Annotated in this window: 21 protein-coding genes and 1 pseudogene; 18 read left to right on the top strand and 4 right to left on the bottom strand. The window is 32.8% G+C overall.

What is annotated here, in order from left to right:
* Positions 1-355: 355 nt before the first annotated feature.
* Positions 356-1021: a hypothetical protein gene (locus HGPT_RS06235; protein ID WP_019138981.1), complete on the bottom strand. Its 666-nt coding sequence runs from the start codon at positions 1019-1021 to the stop codon at positions 356-358.
* A 131-nt stretch (positions 1022-1152) separates the two neighbouring features.
* A complete protein-coding gene (locus HGPT_RS06230) occupies positions 1153-2730 on the bottom strand; it encodes an AbgT family transporter (protein WP_019138980.1) in 1578 nt (525 codons plus the stop codon).
* A gap of 271 nt (positions 2731-3001) precedes the next feature.
* Between HGPT_RS06230 and sdaAB the strand changes: the two genes are divergently transcribed.
* The 8 genes from sdaAB to HGPT_RS09035 all read left to right on the top strand — a co-directional run bounded on the left by sdaAB (position 3002) and on the right by HGPT_RS09035 (position 9560).
* On the top strand, positions 3002-3670 hold the full coding sequence (gene sdaAB / locus HGPT_RS06225; RefSeq protein ID WP_019138979.1) for an L-serine ammonia-lyase, iron-sulfur-dependent subunit beta: 669 nt from the start codon (positions 3002-3004) through the stop codon (positions 3668-3670).
* Entirely contained in the window at positions 3671-4552 is an 882-nt protein-coding gene (gene sdaAA, locus HGPT_RS06220) for an L-serine ammonia-lyase, iron-sulfur-dependent, subunit alpha (RefSeq protein ID WP_019138978.1), read from the top strand.
* 5 nt (positions 4553-4557) lie between these two features.
* Positions 4558-5796 carry a dicarboxylate/amino acid:cation symporter gene (locus tag HGPT_RS06215; RefSeq protein WP_019138977.1) on the top strand — a complete coding sequence of 413 codons (1239 nt, stop codon included), beginning with the start codon at positions 4558-4560 and terminating at the stop codon, positions 5794-5796.
* 127 nt (positions 5797-5923) lie between these two features.
* Positions 5924-6658, top strand: coding sequence for an elongation factor P 5-aminopentanone reductase (gene ymfI, locus HGPT_RS06210; protein WP_040542770.1), 735 nt, complete (start codon positions 5924-5926; stop codon positions 6656-6658).
* 22 nt (positions 6659-6680) lie between these two features.
* Complete coding sequence (locus HGPT_RS06205; RefSeq protein ID WP_040542767.1) at positions 6681-7580, top strand: diacylglycerol/lipid kinase family protein; 900 nt, start codon at positions 6681-6683, stop codon at positions 7578-7580.
* Positions 7573-8403 (top strand): bifunctional 5,10-methylenetetrahydrofolate dehydrogenase/5,10-methenyltetrahydrofolate cyclohydrolase, encoded by an 831-nt coding sequence (locus HGPT_RS06200; RefSeq protein ID WP_019138974.1) that lies wholly within the window; start codon positions 7573-7575, stop codon positions 8401-8403. The genes HGPT_RS06205 and HGPT_RS06200 overlap by 8 nt, the downstream gene beginning before the upstream one ends.
* Before the next feature lie 76 nt (positions 8404-8479).
* On the top strand, positions 8480-9382 hold the full coding sequence (locus tag HGPT_RS06195) for an arginine deiminase-related protein (RefSeq protein ID WP_019138973.1): 903 nt from the start codon (positions 8480-8482) through the stop codon (positions 9380-9382).
* A gap of 1 nt (position 9383) precedes the next feature.
* Positions 9384-9560 (top strand): hypothetical protein, encoded by a 177-nt coding sequence (locus HGPT_RS09035; RefSeq protein WP_019138972.1) that lies wholly within the window; start codon positions 9384-9386, stop codon positions 9558-9560.
* A gap of 33 nt (positions 9561-9593) precedes the next feature.
* Here the strand turns inward: HGPT_RS09035 and HGPT_RS06190 are convergent, their stop codons facing one another.
* On the bottom strand, positions 9594-11057 hold the full coding sequence (locus tag HGPT_RS06190; protein ID WP_019138971.1) for an APC family permease: 1464 nt from the start codon (positions 11055-11057) through the stop codon (positions 9594-9596).
* A gap of 183 nt (positions 11058-11240) precedes the next feature.
* Between HGPT_RS06190 and srtB the strand changes: the two genes are divergently transcribed.
* From srtB to HGPT_RS06175, 3 genes are all read left to right on the top strand, one after another.
* Positions 11241-11984: a class B sortase gene (gene srtB, locus HGPT_RS06185; protein WP_019138970.1), complete on the top strand. Its 744-nt coding sequence runs from the start codon at positions 11241-11243 to the stop codon at positions 11982-11984.
* A gap of 181 nt (positions 11985-12165) precedes the next feature.
* Positions 12166-12795: a redox-sensing transcriptional repressor Rex gene (locus tag HGPT_RS06180; RefSeq protein WP_040542700.1), complete on the top strand. Its 630-nt coding sequence runs from the start codon at positions 12166-12168 to the stop codon at positions 12793-12795.
* A 47-nt stretch (positions 12796-12842) separates the two neighbouring features.
* Positions 12843-13718 (top strand): DNA-3-methyladenine glycosylase family protein, encoded by an 876-nt coding sequence (locus tag HGPT_RS06175; RefSeq protein ID WP_019138968.1) that lies wholly within the window; start codon positions 12843-12845, stop codon positions 13716-13718.
* 115 nt (positions 13719-13833) lie between these two features.
* Here the strand turns inward: HGPT_RS06175 and HGPT_RS06170 are convergent, their stop codons facing one another.
* Complete coding sequence (locus tag HGPT_RS06170; protein WP_245544164.1) at positions 13834-14913, bottom strand: aminotransferase class I/II-fold pyridoxal phosphate-dependent enzyme; 1080 nt, start codon at positions 14911-14913, stop codon at positions 13834-13836.
* A 219-nt stretch (positions 14914-15132) separates the two neighbouring features.
* Here HGPT_RS06170 and murA point away from each other — a divergent pair, with 219 nt between their 5' ends.
* From murA to HGPT_RS06140, 7 genes and pseudogenes are all read left to right on the top strand, one after another.
* The gene (murA, locus tag HGPT_RS06165) at positions 15133-16380 is read left to right on the top strand and encodes a UDP-N-acetylglucosamine 1-carboxyvinyltransferase (RefSeq protein WP_019138965.1); all 1248 of its coding nucleotides are present in this window, start codon (positions 15133-15135) and stop codon (positions 16378-16380) included.
* A gap of 15 nt (positions 16381-16395) precedes the next feature.
* The gene (locus tag HGPT_RS10070; protein ID WP_245544163.1) at positions 16396-16746 is read left to right on the top strand and encodes an ABC transporter substrate-binding protein; all 351 of its coding nucleotides are present in this window, start codon (positions 16396-16398) and stop codon (positions 16744-16746) included.
* A 40-nt stretch (positions 16747-16786) separates the two neighbouring features.
* Positions 16787-17923 carry an ABC transporter substrate-binding protein gene (locus tag HGPT_RS06160; RefSeq protein WP_245544172.1) on the top strand — a complete coding sequence of 379 codons (1137 nt, stop codon included), beginning with the start codon at positions 16787-16789 and terminating at the stop codon, positions 17921-17923.
* Positions 17924-17990: 67 nt separating this feature from the next.
* Positions 17991-18920 carry an ABC transporter permease gene (locus tag HGPT_RS06155; protein WP_040542764.1) on the top strand — a complete coding sequence of 310 codons (930 nt, stop codon included), beginning with the start codon at positions 17991-17993 and terminating at the stop codon, positions 18918-18920.
* Between the two features lie 7 nt (positions 18921-18927).
* A complete protein-coding gene (locus HGPT_RS06150; protein ID WP_019138963.1) occupies positions 18928-19770 on the top strand; it encodes an ABC transporter permease in 843 nt (280 codons plus the stop codon).
* A 1-nt stretch (position 19771) separates the two neighbouring features.
* Entirely contained in the window at positions 19772-20728 is a 957-nt protein-coding gene (locus tag HGPT_RS06145) for an ABC transporter ATP-binding protein (RefSeq protein ID WP_019138962.1), read from the top strand.
* A 4-nt stretch (positions 20729-20732) separates the two neighbouring features.
* A pseudogene (locus tag HGPT_RS06140) lies at positions 20733-21260 on the top strand (ATP-binding cassette domain-containing protein); the annotation flags it as partial.
* Positions 21261-21308: the final 48 nt, after the last annotated feature.

Below are 21308 nucleotides of genomic sequence, written 5' to 3'. Positions count from 1 at the left end.
ACCGGCTTAGCCGGTGGTTATGATTCATACTTCTTATATTTTAATATTTTATAAATAGTTAAAATAGATAAAGAACTAAGAAAAATAAAAACATGATTTTGTGGTGAGTTAGATATCATTGGAGAAATAAAGTCCTCTATAAAGAATTCTATCAAAACTAAAATAATATAAATTATTGCAATGTCTTTTATATTTTTATTTATTTTAAATCTAAACATGCTTTCACATTGGATTAAAATGATTGTAGTTAATACGCTATACGCGAGTACAACTACTTTATTTAATGGACAAAATAAGTTAATACATCCGAAAGTTATGAATATTATAAAGTATAAAATAAATATAATTTTATTTTTTACCATGGTACATTAACATCCAGATAGCCATTCCCTTTATTAGCATCGAGATGGTTATCTATAAATTTAGCTATTGCAGTTCCGGGATCAAAAATATTGTCTATTATAATTCCAGCGAATCTACCAGCATGAGCTAGCATTCCTTTTAACCCCCAGTCAGAGAGCTTTTTTACAACTTTCGTAATAACTTTTTTTTCTATTATTTCTTTTGCTTTTTCTACGCCATATTTTTTTTCGAGCTTTTTAATTCCTGCATTTGCTAATCCACCTTCACCAGTAGCCAATAAAGCTAAATCTATTACAATATTCAAAGCTTTTCCAGCTTTATCAACAGAGATAACCTTTTTTACACTTCTTAAATAAGGATCTTTAAAAGTTTTTAGAACTTCTAAAATTTCTTCTTTTTCTTCTGTGGATTTAGTTTCTTTTGATACTAAGGAGTCTAATAGTTTAGATTCTTCATCTGTAAGAAGATCTTCATCAAAGTTTTTTTCTAATATTGAATTTGCGAGAGAGCTATTGTAATTTTCTTCTTTGAAGTTAACACAGTCATTAATTTCAGTAAGAGCCTTAGTATTTTTAGGTTGTGCAAAAACAGGTATGGATGATGCAAGTATAGAAACGGATAATAAAATAATTGTACTTTTTTTAAAATTTTTATTCATGTAAACCTCCTATTAATAAAAGCTAACAATAAAAAAATAACAAAAAAAACAACTAATGTCAACATTAAAAATAATAAAAAACCCGATGGAAATTTCCACCGGGTTTATTTTTTGAGAATATTTTATATTTATTATATAAATAGCATTGATACCATGTCTTGAACATGAAGTGGTGCTTCTGGTCCAACAGGAAGTCCAATTAGATACCAAACTATCATTAGTACAGTCCAACCAACTAAGAAACACATAGAGTATGGAAGCATCATTGATGTAAGAGTTCCAAGTCCAGAGTCTTCGTCATATTTTTGCATAAATACTACGATCATTGCAAAGTATGACATAAGTGGTGTGATGATATTTGTTGAAGAGTCACCAATTCTATATGCAACTTGTGTAAGTGCAGGTGAAAGTCCAAGATTGTACATCATTGGCACAAATATTGGAGCCATAATTGCCCATTTTGCTGAAGCTGATCCCATAAATAGGTTAAGGAAAGCTGATAGCAAGATAAACATTATGAGAAGTGGAAGACCTTTAAATCCAACTGATTCTAGGAAGTCTGCTCCGTTTTTTGCAAGTATAAGACCAAGATTAGTCTTATTAAAGTAAGATACGAATTGTGCTGCAAAGAATGCTAGTACAAGGTATCCACCCATTCCTTGCATTGCCTTAGTCATTTTAGCAACGAGGTCGTGAGAAGTTTTAATAGTTCCAACAGTTTTACCATATACAAGACCAGGTACTAAGAAAAGTAAAAGCATTGCTGGGATAAGTCCATGACCTAAGAAATTCTTAAGAGTCATTGCATTTTTACCTTCTTCAAATTCTCTAAATGGTGCATTTTCTGGGAACATTAAGAATGCCATTACTGCTACAAAAATAATTAGGGCTATAAGTGCATTTTTAAGGCCCTTTCTTTCTAAGTCAGTAAGAGGTTGTTCATCTGCCTTATAAGATCCTGTGTATTCTCCTAAGTTCTTTTCAACTATTTTATTTGTTACAAGAGTACCAACAATTGTTATAAAGAATGTAGAAACAAATAGGAAGTACCAGTTACAAGTAGCTGCAAGTTCCATGTCAATTCCACCAGCTCTTAGAGCTTCGTTAGTGATATTTGTAAGAAGTGGGTCAGTTGTTCCAAGAATTAAGTTGGCTGAGAAACCACCACTTACGCCTGCAAAACCTGCTGCAATACCAGCAAGTGGATGACGACCTGCGTTTGCAAATATAAGTGCTCCAAGTGGAACTACTACAAGATATCCTGCATCAGATGCGATATTTGACATAACACCTGCGAAAACTACTGTAGCTGTTAAAAGTGTAGGGTTTACATTTGATAAAAGTCTTTTTAATGTTGCATCAAAAAGTCCACTGTTTTCAGCAACACCAACACCAAGCATAGCTACAAGAACTGTTCCTAATGGAGCAAAACCTGTAAAGTTTTCTGTTGCAGAGTTAAAAATATAAGCAAGTCCTTCCCAATTAAGTAAAGAAACTGCTTCTTTAGTTACTTCTTCTTTAGCTTTGGCGTCAAAATAAGTTACGCTCATGCCAGATTTTGCTGCAAAATATGAAACTATGATTACGATTACACTAAGTATTGCAAAAATCATGGCAGGGTGAGGTAATTTATTACCAATTTTTTCTACGCCTTTCAGAAAGCCGCCGACATCATTTTGGTCTTTGACCTTTTTGTTTTTTTCTTTCATATAAATCCTCCTTGAATGAAAATAATATCCTCATAAATTAATAATATATTATCTATACTATACTTGCAAGAATAATCTAGGAATATAGCCATTATTAGTAGTGCTGTAATAGAATAAAGTAAATGTATCCGGTATAATATTTTATTTGCTTATTAAAATGATATAAAATTTGTATTTCATCGAATCCATTAACATAAATTCATTTCACAATTTGGAAACTTTATGCTAAAATATGTCTAACTAATGTCTAACTAATAAGGAGGCAATCTAATTGAAAGAGTACAGTTCATTTGAAATACTGGGACCTATAATGGTTGGTCCATCATCATCGCATACTGCAGGTGCTTGTAAAATCGCAAGAGTGGCAGCAAAGATTTGTCCAGATGATTATGAAAGCGTCGAGTTTTATCTACATGGTTCCTTTGCCTTTACATATAAGGGGCACGGAACAGACAGGGCTCTTCTAGGTGGAATAATGGGTTTTAAAACCTATGACAGTTCTATTAGAGATGCTTATGAAATTGCCGATAAAAAGGGAATAGATTATTCTTTCATTCCTATGGATTTGGGAGAAGATTATCATCCCAACACTGTCAAAGTAAAGTTTAATTACAAAGATAGAGACAGTGAATATGTAATAGGTTCTTCTATTGGCGGCGGAAATATGAAAATAGTTGATATTAATGGCATAAAAGTTGATTATGATGGAAGATTTCCTACATTTTTATTTCAATATGATGAACAAAAAGGTGTTATCGCCGAAGTGTCAACTATCTTAGCAGGTGAATCCTACAATATTGAATCAATTAATACTACTAAGGATGAGCTCACAAATATTGTTACCTTAACTGTGGAGTTAGACGAAAGTGCAAATCAAAATGTTATAGATAAATTATTAAATAATTCCAGATATATTTCAGCAAAATATGTGGAGGTATAAATGTTAAATACAGCTAATGAAATAGTACAAACTTGTAAAAGAGATAAGATTCACATCTATGATTTAGTATTAAGAGAAGAAAGTAAAGCTCTAAAGATGACTGAAGAAGAGATGAAGGATAAATTAAGAGAAATTTTGGAAGTGATGAAATCATCGTCTAAAGAAACTCTTGAAAAATCCTATGGAACTGAATATAAAATGATAGACGGATTCGCAAAGATGATGAATGACTATCAAAAGGAAAAAGACCCTTTGACTAGTAAATTCTTAGTTAGGGCAATGGCTATGGCCTTTTCCACATCTGAGACTAATGCTAATATGGGAACTATTGCAGCAGCACCAACTGCTGGAAGTTCTGGTATTGTGCCAGCAGCTTTAATGTCTGCAAAGGAAAAATATGGCTTAGATGATGAGGTTTTAATAAATGGACTATTGACATCAATAGGAATAGGGCAAATTATTGGTAAATATGCTACATTCGCCGGTGCTGAAGGTGGATGCCAAGCAGAATGTGGTTCTGCCAGCGCAATGGCAGCAGCTGCATTAGTTGAGATGATTGGCGGAAGCTCAGAAGCAGCACTAAACGCAGCCAGCATTACACTTATTAATGTAATGGGGCTAGCCTGTGATCCAATTGCAGGACTTGTAGAGTATCCATGTACTTTTAGGAACGCATCAGGTGTTATGAATGCTTTCATATCAACTGATATGGCTCTTGCAGGTATAAAATCAATTGTTCCCTTTGACGAAGTTTGTCAAGCAATGGGAGAAGTTGGTCACTTACTACATGAATCTATTAGGGAGACTGGTCTTGGAGGACTTGCAGGCACAAAAACTGGTCAAAAAATCAGGGCTAAGTTTTTAAATAATAAGGAGGATTAAAGAAAATGAAAGAAAAGAAAAAAATAGGTCTAATTCCTAGACTTATTATTGCCATTGCACTAGGTATCCTAGTTGGACAATTTTTACCAGAATGGGTTACTAAAGTTGCAATTACAATATCTGGATTATTTGGAGCATTTTTAAACTTCATTATTCCACTAATGATTATTGCCTTTGTATCTAAGGGTATAGCAGATTTATCAGAAGGTGCTGGAAAACTTCTTGGAGCTACAGTAGGTCTTGCTTATGCATCAACACTTATTGCAGGTTCACTTTCTTATACAATGGCAAAGAACATATTCCCAAGCTTTATAAAACCAGAACTTGCAGATCAAGTTCAAAAAGCTACAGCAAATGAAGTAGCACCATTTTTTGAAATTCCATTAGCAGCATTTATAGACGTAACAGCAGCACTTGTACTTGCATTTATGCTAGGATTAACAGTTTCAGCTTTAAGAGCTAAGGGATCAGGAGAAATATTCTACAAGGCAATTAACGAATTTAATGAAATTATTAATATGGTATTATCAAAATTCGTAATTCCACTATTACCATTCTTTATTTTTGGTAACTTCTGTAACTTATCTTATTCAGGATCTGTATTTGCAATTCTTGGAATATTCTGGAAAATCTTCATCTGCATCATTGCACTACACCTAATTTACTTAGTAATACAATTTTCAGTTGCAGGAGCATATTCTGGAAGAAATCCATTTAAATGTTTAAAAGATGCAGTGCCAGCTTACTTAACAGCCGTAGGAACACAATCATCTGCAGCAACTATTCCAGTTAACGTAGCATGTAACAGAAAAATGGGAGTAACTAGACAAATTAGAGAATTCTGTATTCCACTTTGTGCAACAGTTCATTTAGCTGGATCAATGATCACTCTAACAGCATGTGTATTTACATTACTTTCAATGTTTGATATGCCACATTCATTCCCACTACTTCTTAAATTTATAGGAATCCTTGGAGTTGCAATGGTAGCAGCACCAGGTGCACCAGGTGGAGCAGTAATGAGTGCTCTTCCATTCTTACCAGTAGTAGGAATTGATTCATCAGGAACACTTGCAACAATTTTAATTTCACTATATCTAACTCAAGACTCTTTTGGTACAGCTTGTAACGTAACAGGCGACAATGCTATTTCTATGGCAGTTGAAAAGATCTATTACAATCACATTGTAAAAAGACCTATCCCAGAAGAAAACTTTGATGAAGAAGCTAGAGTAGAAATTTAATAAAAAAGCATATTTACCTAAAAAAGCTATGTCTAAGGGCATGGCTTTTTTATTTTTTAAAAATTTTTGGAATAAAATTATTTTACAAATTTGGTATAATGAAATAAAGGTTGGTGGAAGATTTAAGATGAAGACTGTACTCATAACAGGAGCTTCTCGTGGAATTGGAAGAGATATTGCAAGAAGGCTTGCAAGAGAAGATTATAGAATAATAATTAACTACAACAAATCTGAAAAAGAAGCAAAAGAACTAGAAAAAGAAATAAGAGGAATGGGAAAAGATGCCCTAGCATTAAAGGCAGACATTAGAAAATTTTCTGAAGTGGAAAGAATGTTTGGTGAAGTCTCTAAGAGATTTAAGGGAGTTGACATCTTAATTAACAATGCAGGAATTTCTTCTTATGCTCTTTTCCAAGATATTGAAGAGAAAACTTGGGATGAAATTTTTGATGTAAATGTAAAGGGTGTTTATAATTCTATTCACGCAGCTCTACCTTATATGTTGGAAAAACATTCAGGTAAAATTTTAAACATGACATCAATTTGGGGAATAGTAGGTGGATCTATGGAAAGTCATTATTCTGCTACAAAGGGAGCTATAAATGCACTTACAAAAGCCCTAGCTCAAGAACTTGGTTATTCTGGTATAACAGTAAATGCAGTGGCACCAGGTGCAGTTGATACACCAATGACAAGAGAAATTGGAAATGATAATTTGTGCATATTATCAGAAGATATCCCCATGGGTAGACTTGCAACTACAGAAGAGATTGCAGAACTTGTGGCATTTATGATTTCAGAAAAGAATTCTTATATGACGGGACAAATAATTTCTCCAAATGGCGGAATGATTGTCTATTGATTTAAGTATTGAGAGGTTTTTTATGACTAAGATATTATTTATTTACAATCCAAATTCTGGAGATGAAAGTGGAAAAGAATTTGTTGATAAAATAGAAGAAAGACTTAAAAAATATTTTGACCAAGTTATTTTAAGAGAAACTAAAAAAGCTGGAGATGGGACAAAATTTGTTGAAGAAATAAAAGACATTGATTCTATTGGAGTTTATGGTGGCGATGGAACTGTAAATGAAGTCTTACTTGGAATGAAAAAAACTAAGTCAAAAGCAAAACTTTTAATCTTGCCAGGTGGTACAGGAAATCTATTGGCAAAAAAACTAAATATCCCACAAGATAAGGATGAAGCAATAAGTTCCTTTGGTTTTAAAAAGACAAAGAAGATTGATTTAGGTGAAGTAAACGACAAAGTCTTTAGTCTATTTGCATCACTTGGACCAGTTCCAGAAGCAATCCACGAAGTTTCTTCAGAAGAAAAGTCAAAGTTAGGTGGACTTGCTTATATAAAAAAATCCATAGAAAATCTAAAAGAAGCCAAGAAATACAAGTTATCAATTAAATCAGATGCTGGAAATTATTCTGGACTTGTGGATCACTTAATGGTTGGACTTACAAATAAAATTGGAAATATAGAGTTTACCAAAAAGAATAAAGAAATGGATAGCGGAAAAGCAAATTTATTAATCCAAACAAGTGATTCTCCAAAGGATATGCTAGAAATTTTAAAAGATTCTATAATAGGAGAAGTTGAAGAAGGAAATAGTATTATCCACTTTACAGTAAAAGAAGTTGAAATTTCCTCCTTAGATGAAGAAAAAGTTACACTTGATATCGATGGAGATAAGGGACCAGATCTTCCAGCAAAGATAAGAATTTTAAAAGAAGCTGTAGAAGTTTATCTTCCAGATGAGGTGAAGAATGACTAAAGTTTTATATGCCAAGGGATATGTCGATAAAAAAAGCAAAGAGCTGAGAGAGAAAATTGAAAAGTTAAAGGAAAATCCAACAATTTCTATTATAAGAGTTGGAGATGACTATGGATCTCTTGCCTATTTAAAGGGAATAAAAAAATCTGCAGAAAAACTTGGGGTTGAGGTTGATGTAAATGAATTTCCAAAAGATGTAAGTGAAGATGAACTTTTAAAAAGGTTAAAAAAATTAAATCAAGACGAAAAAATCGGGGGAATTTTAGTTTTTAGACCTCTTCCAGAATCTATTGATGAAGATGTAATTTCACTTGCAATTGATCCCAAAAAAGATGTAGATTGTATGAGTCCAATAAATAGATCTAAGGTCTACAGCGGTCACTTAGATGGATTTATTCCTCTTGCATCAAAGGCAGCTCATGAACTTTTGGATTTTTATGATTATGAATTAAAGGGCAAGGATGTAGTTGTAATTAATCACTCAAATGTCGTTGGGAAGCCTCTTGCTATGATTCTTTTAAGTGAACTTGCAACAGTAACAGTTTGCCACGAAGGAACTCATGATTTGAAAAAATATACAAAATCTGCCAATATTATTTTTACAGCCATGGGAATTGCAGAAAGTTTAGACGAAACTTATTTTAATGAAGATGCAGTTGTAATAGATATTGGAACTTCAAAAAATAAAGAAGGAAAATATCGTGGCGACTTAGATGAAAAAGCCGTAAATGGAAAAATCGGGGCTTATTCTCCAGTTCCTGGTGGAATAGGAAGCATTACAAATTTACTTTTACTTGAGAATGTAATAAATTATTATTTATAAAATTTGTGAATAAATCCCCTCCATACTGGAGGGTTTTTTATTGTAAATTCCTTATAATTTAGAAAAGGAGACTTAGATGATAACAGACAAAGTGATTTTAGTTAGGCCCTATGCCTTTAAATTTAATAAAGAGACAGCGAAAGACAACATTTATCAGTTAAAACCAAAGTACACAACAGAAGATGAAATGCAAAAAAGAGCCTTAGAAGAGTTTGATGAGGCAGTTGAAAAATTAAGGGAAAATAAAATTCATGTTGACGTGATTAATGATTTTGACGATAGGACACCAGATTCGATTTTTCCAAACAATGTTTTTGTAACTTTTCCTGGGAAAATTTTTATTTCTCAAATGTTTGCAGAAAATAGAAATGAAGAGTATGAGAAAATCCTGCCTCAACTTGAGAAAATTATTGACTATAAAAGGGCAGAAGTAATTGATTTTAGAAATGATGAAGAAAGAATTCTTGAAGGTACGGGAGCAGTAGTTATTGATAGGTGGAATAATATTTGTTATGGAAGTCTTTCAAAACGCTGTGACAAAGAAGAATTTTTAAAATTTGCAGAAAAGTTTAATCTAAAAGCAGTTTATTTTAAGTCAGAAGACAAAGAAACTTTAATATATCACACAAATGTCATGATGATGGTAGCAGAAAAATTTGCCATTATTGCAGATGATTTAATCACTGAAAATAAAGATGAACTTTTAAAAACTCTAAAAGAATCTGGAAAGGAAATCATTTCTCTTAACAAGGAAGAATTTGACAACTATGCAGCTAATTCTATTGAGCTAAAGGGAGAAAACAAAAATATACTTGTGATTTCAAAAGCTGCCTTTGATGTTCTCACAAAAGAAAATAGAGAAAAAATTGAAAAGTATGATAAAATTCTTCCGATTGACGTCACCACAATTTCAAAGTTTGGAGGAGGATCCATAAGATGTATGATTGCGGAAAACTTTTTTGACATAAGTGAGGATTGATATGGATCTATTAAAGTGTCTTTTATTTATTTTATTAGCAGTAATGTGGGCTTGGAAAATCCCTGAGAATTTTAAAGTTTATAGGAGAGATAAATCATTTAAAAAACTTCTTCCATTTTTGGGAAGAAGTTTAATGACCCTTGCCTCAATAATTTTGGCAATAGGAGTTTATGTATAATATTGAGAGATAAATTTTATCTCTCTTTTTTAATTAATCTTTTTTATTATAAAATTTTAAAAAGGCTAGTCCCAGAAATAGCCAAAAGAAGAAAATAATTAGGGCAGTGTATCCCATAAAAGAAGGAGTCTTTGGGATAAATGTGGAGATTACAATCACAGCAGAAATTATTATTGCTGGATAAATAGTTAATTTTCCACCAGGAGCTTTAAAGGAAGTATAATAATCTTTTTCTTTATTTATTAAAACGGCAAGAGATAAGCAAGTTAAGAACCAGCCAATTACAAAAGAAACTGACCCAAGACTAGTTAAGGGGTCAATTAAATTCATGCCTACAAAGGGACCAATAGCGGCGAAAATAAAACAAAAAATAAGTCCACTTACTGGAGTGCCATATTCGGCGTGTTCCTTTGCAAAAATTTTGGGAATTAAATTATTTTTTGCCATAGATTGAATTAATCTTGCTGATGCCATAAACATTCCATTCCAAGTTGAGAAAAGTCCTGCCAAAGTTCCTATTACAATTAATTTTGAAAGAATATAACCGAGTTTACCACCATAAGCTTCTTGAAGTAGATAACCCATTGCTGGAGGACTTGCAAGAGAATATTCTTGCCAGTTGGAGACACTTCCTGTTGAAAGTATGACAAGTGAATAAAAAGTTCCTGCCGCTATTATTGAAAGAACCATAGCTATTGCCACATTTTTAAATTTTTTATCTGGTGATGTTTCTTCCACTGACTGTGCAATTGTGTCAAAGCCGGACATAAAAAATGGAACTATTACTATAACTGCTATTATTCCACCGAAAAGTGAAGAGTGACTTCCCTCGCCCACATTCTCATATAGTGGATACAAATTATTGATATTTCCTGCTTTAGCTGAAAATATAATAACTATTATTCCTATTAAAATTATTAAAATAGAAAGTATAGATTGAAGTTTTGAAGCAAAATTTGAGCCTTTAAAATTTATAAAAAATAACAAGAGGGCAAGTCCCAAACCAAGAAAAATGGAAGATGCTTGTATGGGATATCCTGCTACATAATAAAGTACTTTTGAACTTGAGAGCCATGGAATCAATTTTTTGAGAATAGTGTTAATATAAATTGCTTCCCAAGGAAGAATTGTTAAGTAAGAAAGTGCTAAAAACCATGATGAAATAAAAGATAAATTTTTTCCAAAAGCCTTACTTGTATAGACTAAGACGCCTCCTCCTTGAGGAAGAGTAGCAAGAAGTTCACCATGACACAAGCCAATTGGAATTAAAAGTAAAGTGGCAATAATAAAACCTAAAAAGGCAGAGATAGGACCACCAGCTTGTGCAATCCAGTGGTTTGATGAAACTGCCCAGCCAACGCCCACCATGGATCCAAAACCAAGCATGAAAAAATCTAGATAACCCATGTCACCTTTTTTTCTACTTTGTCTTATTCTCATTATATTTTTTATATTTGGAATTTTATTTTTCATTTCCTGATATTTGTCTTTTTTCAAAATAAACACCTCAATTTAAAGTTTTACATTACTTTATTGTGTCAAACTATACTATAATAATAAGTTAAAAAATACTAAATTGTCAAATTTGAAAGAATTTTATATATTTTTGTTTATTTTTATTAATAATTTGTATTAAAATAGGTAAGTATATAAATAACTATTTTTTTGATAGGAGTAATGATGAAGAAAAAAATTATAAATATAATAGAAATTATTCTTGTGATTATTTTGGCAGTTAGCCTTTACAGGATTTACAACTACAATAAAGAAGACAAGGAATTTAAGTCTGCCACAAAAGAAGTTCAAGAAAAATTTGAGAAAAAAGAAGTTGAAAAACCAGAGCCTAAAGTGGATGAAAAAGAGATAAAGAATCAAGAGGCAATAGCAAAAATAAATGAACTTAAAAAAGAATATCCTTCTATTATTGGCTGGATAAGGGTTGGTGGGACAGATATAGATTATCCCATAGTAAAGGGAAGTGACAACAACTACTATTTAAACCACAACTACAAGGACGAATACAATGTTTTTGGTGCCATCTTTATGGACTATAGAAACATGGAAAATTTTTCTGACCAAAACATAATTATTTACGGACACAACAATGCTAGGGCGGGAAATTTTAAGGATCTTCACAAGTACGAACAAGAAGGCTTCTTTAAGGAAGATAGATTTATTGAAATTTTTTCTCTTGAAGGGTACAAAAAATACAAGGTTTTTGCAGCTTATAATGCTGGACCTCATGATAACTTTAGAAACACAAGTTATCTTGATGAAGAAGGAGCAAAGTTTTTAGAATATGTAAAAGAAAGAAGTATTGTAAAGGGAGAAGTGCCAGATAAGCTTAGGGATTTTTTGACTTTACAAACTTGTTCGCCTAAGGACACAAGGTTTGTTGTACATGGAGTTTTAGTTAATGATTAAAAGTCGCCTGAGGGCGATTTTTTTTGTGTAAATTTTAAGCCTTTATTTAAACTTTTAAAAAGTGGACTTAAAATTTTAAGATAAAATAAATTTATATTTATAAAAGTAAAAATATACAATTAGCTTTAATTTACAAAAATGAAAAGGATTGTTATAATATAAACAATTGGGAGGTGTTAATTTGCTGAAGAATGCAAGGGGTATTTCCGAGACCGTTATAAGGAGAATGCCAGTTTATCATAGATACTTAAAAGAGCTTATAGAAGATGGAATTGAGAGAGTTTCATCAAAGGAGCTTAGTGGACTTACAGGTTTTTCTGCTTCGCAAATTAGACAGGACTTAAATAATTTTGGGGGATTTGGTCAACAGGGCTACGGTTATAACACTAAGGCTTTAAAGGAACAAGTTGATAAGATTCTTGGTATAGACAAGTCTTACAAGTCAATTGTAATTGGAGCTGGTAGGCTTGGACAGGCAATTGCAAGATACAATGGATTTAGGGATTCTGGTTTTAATGTGATTTCTCTTTTTGATATCAAGGATGATATTGATGATATTAGTGGTATTAAAGTTCGAAACATGAGAGATTTGGAAAAATACATAAGAGATGAGAAAGTTGATGTTGCAATTATAACTGTGCCAAGAGAAGTCTGTGAAGATGTGGCAACTAAGGTAATTGATGCAGGTGTGAAAGGTATTTGGAACTTTGCTCCCTATGATTTAAAGGGACCAGAGGGAGTTGTAATTGAGAATATAAGACTTAATGATTCTCTTCTCACACTTTCTTATTTCATGAAGGAAATTAGCTAAGCTATTATTTATTAATAGCTTTTTTATTTATAGGGGTTTTATTTTTAATGAAGATAAATTTTGATGATGGTTTTTGCAAGATTAGAGACCTAGAAGAATTTGACCCAAGGGATATTTTCACTTGTGGGCAAGCTTTTAGATGGTATGAAGAAGATGATGATTCTTTTACCTTTATAACTCATGGAAAAGTTTCCAATGCAAAAAAAGTTGGAGATGAAATAATTTTAAAGGGCGTTGATGAAAGGTCTTTTAGTGAAATTTTTTATGATTATTTTGACCTTTCAAGAGATTATAAAAAAGTTATGGAAGATCTTGCAAAGGATGAAGTTATGAAAAAGGCAACTGAATATGGGAAGGGCATAAGAATCTTAAATCAAGACAAGTTTGAGACAATTATTTCTTTTATAATCTCTGCCAATAATCAAATACCTAGGATAAAAAAAGCTATTGAAAAAATTTCTGAAATGTACGGAGATTATTTGGGAGAGGATGAGAATAGAAAATATTACTCTTTCCCAAGTCCAGATAAACTTGCTCTTGCAAGGCCAGAAGACCTCAGGGAATTTGCACGAGTTGGTTTTCGTGACAAGAGGATAGTGGAAACAGCAAAGTTAATTAGATCAGGTCAGGTAAATATTTCTGAAATTGAAAAAATGGATTTAGAAGATGCGAGAAAGGCTCTTCAAGTTCTGCCGGGAGTTGGTCCAAAGGTTGCAGATTGCATACTTCTATTTGCCTTTGATAGGAAGGAGTCCTTTCCCGTTGATGTTTGGATAAAAAGAGTTATGGAAGAGTTGTATCTAAAAGAAGTAACTCCAAAATCAAAAATTGCAATAAGAGGAAGAGAAGTTTTTGGAGAAAATGCAGGTTTTGCCAATCAATATTTATTTTATTATGGCAGAGAAAATAAATTGGGCAAGTAAATTTATAGAATGAAACAATAGAAAATTAGGGGCTGTTGCAAAAGTCCCACAATAGAAAAAAGACGAGGCAAAAAAATCCTCGTCTTTTTTTATTTTATTAAAATATTTAATAAAATTATTTTTTAAAAATATCTAAATTTTCTATTCTGTCAAAAGCTTCATTGATTTTATCTTTATTAACTGTAACGGCAATTCTAATAAAGCCATCTCCAGCTTCGCCAAAGGCCTTGCCATCAATTACATTTACATGAGCCTTTTCCAAAATTTCTTTTACAACTTCTTTTGTAGTCATGCCAGGGACATTTATCTTTGGGAAAATATAAAAAGTTCCCTTGGGTTTCATAACTTCTACATATTTTAAATTTTTTAATCTTTCATAGGCAAGATACATTCTTTCCTTGTATTCTTCATATAGAGCTGGACAAATTTTCTTTCTATTTTCAATGCCAATTACACCAGCATATTGACAAATCGTTGGGACTGCATAGACTGTGTTGGTATGAATTGCATTTACTGCTTTTATTAGATCTTCGTGAGCCACGATAGCTCCAAGTCGCCAGCCAGTCATGACAAAATCCTTTGACATGGAAGAAATTGAAATAACTCTTTCAAAATTTTTGTCATATTTTATCATTGGAGAGAATTTAGATTCATAGGAATAAATTGTGTAAATGTCATCGCATATTGCCAAGATGTCGTGTTTTACACAAATATCATAGATTTCTTTTAGGATCTTGTCACTGTAAACAGCAGCTGTGGGATTGTTGGGAGTATTTATAATTATGGCCTTTGTATTTTTATTTATTATTTTTTCAAGTTCACTGGGAATAATTTCAAAATTATTTTCAAATTTTGTGTCATAAAAGACAGTTTTTCCTCCTGCCATTTCTATTTGATCGGGATAGACGCTAAAATATGGGGAAGGCACAATAATTTCATCGCCCTTATTTAAAATTGCCTGAAGGATTAAGAACATAGCTTCTGTTCCAGACATAGTTATTAAAATTTCCTTTGGGTCACATTTTACCCCAAAGTCTTCTTCATAAAGTTTTGCAATAGCCTCTCTAAATTTTATATAACCTTGTGGGTCTGCATAGTGAGTGTGTCCAGCCATTTGTGAATCATAGGCTTCTTTTATTATAGTTTCGTCTGTCCTAAGATCGGGATCGCCGACTCCAAAATTAATAAAAATCATCATAGATGCTAGAATAGTCTATGGCATAAATAGATTCTTCCACATCTCTATATTTTTCACGGATAAATTTTCTCATATAAGACTCCTTTTCTATAATAAGATATTTTATCATAATTAAATATTTTATTAATAGCCATTGTTTTAACTCCTTATATATTAAGAGTGTCTATGATATAATTATTAAATAGATATTAATAAAATAATATAGGAGGAATCCTTTTGGATAAAATATTAGTAAAATCAAAGGGCCCATTAAAGGGCAAGGTTAGAATTTCAGGTGCAAAGAACGCAGCGCTGCCAATTTTAGCAGCAACTATTCTTGGAACAGAAGAAATAGTTTTAGAAGATGTTCCTGAACTTAAAGATGTTGAAATAATTACAGAGGTTTTAAGGAAACTTGGACTTAAAATAGAAAAATCTGGCAATAGACTTGTCATAGATCCAAGTGGTCTTAACTCTTATAAAACTGACTATGAACTAATGAGCAAGATGAGAGCATCTTTTCTTGTCATGGGACCACTTCTTGCAAAATTAAATAAGGCTTACAATTCTCTTCCAGGAGGCTGTAATATTGGATCTAGACCAATTGATTTGCACTTAAAGGGTTTTAGGGCATTAGGTGCAGAAATTGAAATGACTCATGGAGAAATTAAGGCAGAATGTGACAAATTAGTTGGAACTAGAATTTATCTTGACTTCCCATCAGTTGGAGCAACTGAAAATATAATGACAGCAGCAGTTCTTGCCGAAGGCGAAACTGTTATGGAAAACTGTGCCATGGAACCAGAAATTGTCGATCTTGCAAACTTCTTAAATAAAATGGGAGCAAAGGTAACTGGTGCAGGAACTTCTACTATAAAAATCAAGGGTGTTGAAAAGTTAGGCGGATGTACTCACCAAGTAATACCAGATAGAATTGAAGCTGGAACTTTTATGGTTGCAGCAGCAATTACTGGAGGAGATATAACTATAGAAAATATTATAACTTCTCATTTAAAACCTGTAATAGCAAAATTAGAAGAAACTGGCGCCAAGGTAATAGAAAATGGAGAAACAGTCAGGGTAATTGGAACAGATGAAATTAAACCAATAGAAATAAAAACTCTTCCTCATCCAGGTTTTCCAACAGATTTACAAGCGCAATTTATGGCACTACTCACTCAAGCTGAAGGTCAATCATCTGTTATAGAAACAGTTTTTGAAAACAGATTTATGCACGCAGAAGAACTTAAAAAAATGGGTGCAAAAATCAAAGTAGTAGATAGAGAAGCTATACTTTTGGGTAAGAACAAATTATACGGATCTAAAGTTTCTGCGACAGATTTAAGAGCAGGTGCTGCACTTATACTTGCGGGATTAGTTTCTGAAGGCGAAACTGAAATTTCTGAAATTCATCATATAGACAGAGGTTATGAAAAAATTGAAGAAAAATTTAGAAATCTTGGAGCAGATATAAAAAGAATTTAAGAAAGGAAAATGATAATGAAAAAAAGATTAATTATTGGAATGCTTTTAGTGCTTTCGCTATTTATGACGGCTTGTTCCTCTAATGATAAGTCTAATGAAGAGGGAAAAGTTCTAAAGGTAGCAGTTTCAGAAGATACTACTACTCTAGAAACTGATTCAATTAATGACGATTATGCTGAAAACATCTTAATCCAAGTCTATGATACTTTGGTTAAGAGAAATGCAAAGGGCGAAATTGTAAATTCATTAGCAGAATCTATTGAAAACCCTGACCCACAAACTTTTAAGATAAAACTAAGAGAAGGAGTTAAGTTCTCCAATGGAGATCCTCTTACTGTTGATGATGTAATTTTTTACACTAAATAGAGCAGCAGAAACTGAAAAGTTCAAACCATTTTATGGAAAAATCGACAAGAATTCTTACCAAAAAGAAGACGACTTGACTTTCTCTTTTAAATTAACTGAACCAGATGCAGCTTTTCTAAACTCACTTTCTCACCCAGCAGTTTCAATTCTTTCAAAGAAATATGTTGAAGGTGGAGCAGACCTTGCTACTGCACCAATGGGAACTGGTCCTTTTGTACTAGATGAATGGATTCAAAATGACCACGCTACTTTCTCAGTAAATGAAAATTATTGGGGAGATAAGCCACAAATTGCTGGAATTGAAATGAAGGTAATACTAGAAGCATCTCAAAGAATTATTGAACTTGAAAGTGGTGGAGTTGACTTAGCTTATAAGGTTGACCCAGCAGAAATTTCTAACATTGAAGAAAGTGAAGATTTAAAACTTTATAGAAAATTAGACAACTCAGTACACTTTATTGGATTTAACATGGAAAAGGCTCCTTTTGACAAGAAAGAAGCTAGAGAAGCTATGATAAATGCAATTGACATGAATTCAATTTTTGAAACTGTTTATATGGACAGTGGAAAGCTTGCAACTAGTCCAATTAACCCTAACTTCAAATACTCAATTGCTGATTCACTTGAAGCAAATAAAGTAAATAAAGAAAAGGCAAAGGAACTTTTTGCACAAGCAGGCGTGGGAGAAGGAACAAATCTTTCAATTTACACATCTGACAATGCTCAAAGAGTTAATGTTGCAACTATGATGCAAGCTCAATTAAAGGAATACGGAATTGGTCTTAATGTAGAAAGACTTGAATGGGGTGCTTTTGTTGATGCACTAAAAAGGCAAGAACACAACATGTTCATCATGAGTTGGAACCCATCAATTGTTGATGCTCACTATGAACTTTTCCAACCTTTCCATACTTCAAATAAGGGTCAAGGACCAAACTATATGTACTTTGGCAACGAAGAACTTGATAATTTAATGAAGGAAGGTCTTTCAACAGTTGATGAAGCAAAAAGAGCTGAAATTTATAAGAGAGCTCAAGAGCTTATAAATGAAGAATATCCATGGTTATACATTTGCTATGGTGAAACACTTGTGGCAGCTAACAATAGGATAGAAGGACTAGAGTTACTTCCAAAATATCCACAAGAACTTAAAGATGTAACATTATTAGAAAAATAATTTTTTTGAAATTCACCAAGTTCTTATTTGGTGAATTTTGTCTTTTCTAGGAAAGAAAGGATTAGATATGACAAAATATGTATTAAAAAGACTCTTGATTTTAATACCTACCCTCTTAGGGGTAAGTTTTATTGTATTCTTGCTTCTTTATCTATCACCTGGAGATGCTGCCCTTGCAGCAGCAGGCCCCAATGCTCCAAAGGAAACAGTAGAAGCTATAAGAGAGAGTCTAGGACTAAATGAACCCTTCTTGGTTCAGTATGGTAATTACTTAAAGAACCTAGTCCTACATTTTGACTTAGGTACAAGTTATCAATCAGGAAGATCAGTTACAGAAGCACTTTTAAGAGTTTTTCCAACTACTATAAAACTAGCAGGTGGAGCTCTTATTATTGCAATTATAATGGGTATAACTTTTGGAGTTATTGCAGCTTTAAACAAAAATACTTTTGTTGATTCCATTATCACAGCTTTAGGAATGATTGGACTTGCCATGCCAATTTTCTGGTCAGGACTTTTATTAATTATAATTTTTTCTACAAAATTAAAAGTTTTACCTGCATCAGGATTTTCTTCCATAAAGCAGATGATCCTGCCTTGGTTTGCCCTTGGATTTCAATCATCTGCAGTAATAATGAGGATGACAAGATCTGCCATGTTAGATGTTTTGGACAAGGATTATATTAGGACTGCTTATTCAAAGGGACTTAGCAAGAAAAAAATTATTTTTGTTCACGCTCTAAAAAATGCAATGATTCCAGTTATAACAACAATTGGACTTCAAGCAGGTGGACTTCTTGGTGGAAGTATATTGACAGAAACTATTTTTTCTATACCAGGAATTGGAAGACTAATGGTTGATTCCATAAAAACTCGTGACTATCCAATTATCCTTGGGGCAATTATGCTTATTGCCATAGTTTATTCAGTGATTTCCATTGTAGTGGATATACTTTACGGATTTATAAATCCTAGAATAAAGTCAGAGTACAAGTAGGTGAGATATGTTAAAGAGATTTAAAACATTTTTTAAATATTATAAGAGGAACAAAATTGCAGTTGTCGCTCTTGGAATTTTAATTCTAATAATTTTTGCGGCAATTTTTGCAGATTTCCTTGCACCTTACGACTATACAGAACAATTTCCAAAAGACAATTTTTTAAAACCAAGTGCAGAGCACCTAATGGGAACAGATAATTTTGGACGTGACATATTTTCAAGAGTCCTAAAGGGAGCCCAAATTTCTCTAAAAATTGGATTCTCATCAGTAATTATCTCAACAGTAATTGGAGTTATTATTGGTGCCTTTGCAGGATATTATGAAGGAGTTTTTGACGCCATAATAATGAGAGTTATGGACACAATATTATCAATTCCGCAACTTGTCCTTGCCATTGCCCTTGCAGCAGCCCTTGGTGGAGGAATGAGAAATTTAATTTTGGCAGTTTCTCTTTCATCTATTCCCTCCTATGCAAGAATTGTTAGAAGTCAGGTTATGTCCGTAAAAAATTTAGAATACATTGAATCAGCAAGACTTGCTGGTGTTAAAACTTTTAAATTAATTTTTGCAGAAATTCTTCCCAACTGTTTTGCGCCTATAATTGTTCAAGCAACTATTGGAGTTGGGACTGCTATTTTATCTGCAGCTTCACTTTCCTTTATTGGAATGGGAATTATGCCACCAGAAGCAGAATGGGGTCAAATGCTATCTGAGGGGAGAGCTTATATAAGAAATTATCCTCACATAACATTATTTCCAGGTATAGCAATTGCCCTTACTATCTTAGTTTTAAATATAGTTGGCGACGCCCTAAGAGATGCCTTTGATCCAAAGTTCAGGAGGTAATATGTTATTAGAAATAAAAGACCTTGAAGTCTTTTTTAAAAGCTCTCAAGGAATTGTAAAAGCAGTTAATAAAGTAAATATAAATACTCGTGACGGGATGACAACGGCTATTGTTGGAGAAAGTGGATCGGGAAAATCTGTGACAACACTTGCAATTATGGGTTTACTTGACAAGTCCTCTCTTGAAAAAATTTCTGGAGAAATAAATTTTCAAGGGAAAAATCTCCTAGAACTTTCGGCTGAAGAACTTAGAAAGATTAGGGGAAATGAAATTTCAATGATTTTTCAAGAACCAATGACTTCCTTAAATCCAGCCCTAAAAGTTGGTTACCAAATGTCTGAAGTCTTTAGAACTCACTTTAAGATGGACAAAAAAACAGCCAAAGAAAAATCTATTGAGATGATAAAAAAAGTTGAAATAGATAGGGCCGAAGATGTCTACAATTCTTATCCTCACGAACTTTCTGGCGGTATGAGACAAAGAATTATGATTGCCATGGCACTTTCATCTTCTCCAAAACTTTTAATAGCAGATGAGCCAACGACAGCCTTAGACGTGACTATCCAAAAAGAAGTCTTGGAACTTATGAAAAAATTAAAAGAAGATATGAAGGCTTCTATTATTTTTATAACTCACGATCTTGGAGTTGTGTCTGATATTGCAGATTATGTAAATGTAATGTATGCAGGTAAAGTTGTGGAAAGAGCAAAGGCTGAAGATATTTTTAATAATCCACTTCATCCTTACACAAGAGGACTAATTAAGGCGATACCAAGTGCTCACAAGAAAAAGGATGAGCTATACACAATTAGAGGATCTGTGCCAAATCCAATAGATCTTCCAGAATGTTGCAACTTCTGTGACAGGTGCGATGAAAAAATGAAAATTTGTGAAGAAAAGATACCTGAAGAAGTTGATATTGATGGACATAAGGTAAGTTGTTTCTTGTACAGGTGATTATATGGAAGATAAAATAATTTTACAGGTCAAAAATTTAAACAAGGAATTCAAATTAAATAAAAACAAGACTCTAAAGGCAGTTAATGATATTTCCTTTGACTTAAAGACTTCCCACACACTGGGAGTAGTTGGAGAAAGTGGATCTGGTAAATCAACTCTTGCCAGGTGCGTAATGGGTCTTTATCCTGATGCCAGTGGAGAAATAATTTATCAAGGGAAAAATATTTTAGAGGAAAATCAAAGAGAATTAAAAGCTTACAGAAGAGATGTCCAAATGATTTTTCAAGATCCTTATTCTTCCCTTAATCCAAGAAAAAATGTAAGGATATTATTGCATCGGGCATAAGAAATTTGCTTGGAGAAAAAAGACAAGAAAAAGATTTATAAAAAAGTTCTTGAAACCATGGAAATTTGTGGCTTATCAGAATATCACATGGAGAGATATCCCCATGAATTTTCTGGAGGTCAAAGACAGAGGATTTCCATTGCAAGAGCTCTTGCAGTTGATCCAAAGATAATTGTCGCTGATGAACCAACATCTGCTCTTGATGTTTCTATTCAAGCACAAATTATAAAC

Source organism: Peptoniphilus timonensis JC401 (assembly GCF_000312025.1).
Taxonomy (GTDB): domain Bacteria; phylum Bacillota; class Clostridia; order Tissierellales; family Peptoniphilaceae; genus Peptoniphilus_A; species Peptoniphilus_A timonensis.
The sequence above is the reverse complement of the archived record's forward strand: the minus strand, read 5'-3'. Positions and strand labels throughout refer to the sequence as shown.